We start from the raw sequence: 982 nt of genomic DNA, 5'->3' as shown, positions 1-982 counted from the left end.
TCTTCGCTCCATGAAGGCTACGATGAGCCAGAAACCCTCTGTCACGCAATCGGCCTAATCTGTCCCATGGGCGCTGACGTCAGACACTGCATTGACATCTTGAACCAGACAATGGCGGTTCGCTCGGCACTTTCGCAGGTCGAACTGATGATCCTTCAGGATCATGCAGATGCATGCGTGCAGGATGCCATCCTCTCGCAGGACACTGAGCGACAAAGGCAGAAGTTCCAGGAGCTTGTCGAGGTGTTCGGAAGAGTGTGCCGTTAGCAAAAAGGAAACGCCCGTCACGGGTTGGAACAATACCCCCTCCCTGTATGTTGACGTTTTCTCACCAGCTGAAAGGAGAAAGATCATGCACGTTCGAGAAATGATCAGCACCCACCCCGATGTTCAGGGGAACACGGCGGAGAACCTGCTGAAATGCATCGAGGAGTGCTACAGCTGCGCCCAGACCTGCATTGCCTGCGCCGATGCCTGTCTGGCCGAGCCAATGGTCGATCAGCTCCGGCAGTGCATCCGGCTGAACCTCGACTGTGCCGATATCTGCGCAGCAACGGGGGCCATGGCTTCGCGTCGCACAGGGTCGAACGTGGAGGTTCTTCGGGCCGCCATCCAGGCTTGCGCCGCGGCATGCCAGCATTGCGCGCAGGAATGCGGGCAGCACGCAGACATGCATGAGCATTGCCGCATCTGTGCTGACTCCTGCAGGCGCTGTGCCGAGGCCTGCCAAGATGCGTTGGACGACGTTAAGTAAGATAAAAGGAAGAGCGGGTCCACTCCAGCGGCCCGCTCCCGGGGCAGCAGTTCTCCAGTATCTCGCATCCAGGTGTGTGGCAGCGGCGTGTCAACATGAGTTGTACGAAAGGGATCGCGTAACGGACACCCGGCTTGGCTGTAAGCGCGACGGCGTTCCCCTTCTGCCTCTTGTAATCTGCTTGGGCCATTCTGCACGCGCATGAGCGTGGGAGTGTTGGCTTGGAGA

Annotated in this window: 2 protein-coding genes; both read left to right on the top strand. The window is 58.6% G+C overall.

Annotation, left to right across the window (positions count from 1 at the left end):
* Positions 1-267: metal-sensitive transcriptional regulator (locus J0F76_RS20665; RefSeq protein ID WP_207472346.1), on the top strand; the 267-nt coding region annotated here is incomplete at its 5' end.
* Positions 164-754: a four-helix bundle copper-binding protein gene (locus tag J0F76_RS21480; protein ID WP_479724751.1), complete on the top strand. Its 591-nt coding sequence runs from the start codon at positions 164-166 to the stop codon at positions 752-754. The genes J0F76_RS20665 and J0F76_RS21480, both read left to right, overlap by 104 nt.
* The last annotated feature ends 228 nt before the right edge of the window (positions 755-982 follow it).

The organism is Paracoccus fontiphilus (assembly GCF_017356265.1).
GTDB classification, from domain to species: Bacteria; Pseudomonadota; Alphaproteobacteria; order Rhodobacterales; family Rhodobacteraceae; genus Paracoccus; species Paracoccus fontiphilus.
This window is presented reverse-complemented; position numbering and strand designations above follow the sequence as displayed.

Excerpts from the sequence above, each read along its gene's own strand:
- J0F76_RS21480 (WP_479724751.1), top strand. The coding sequence starts at position 164 with ATGCAGATGCATGCGTGCAGGATGCCATCCTCTCGCAGGACACTGAGC.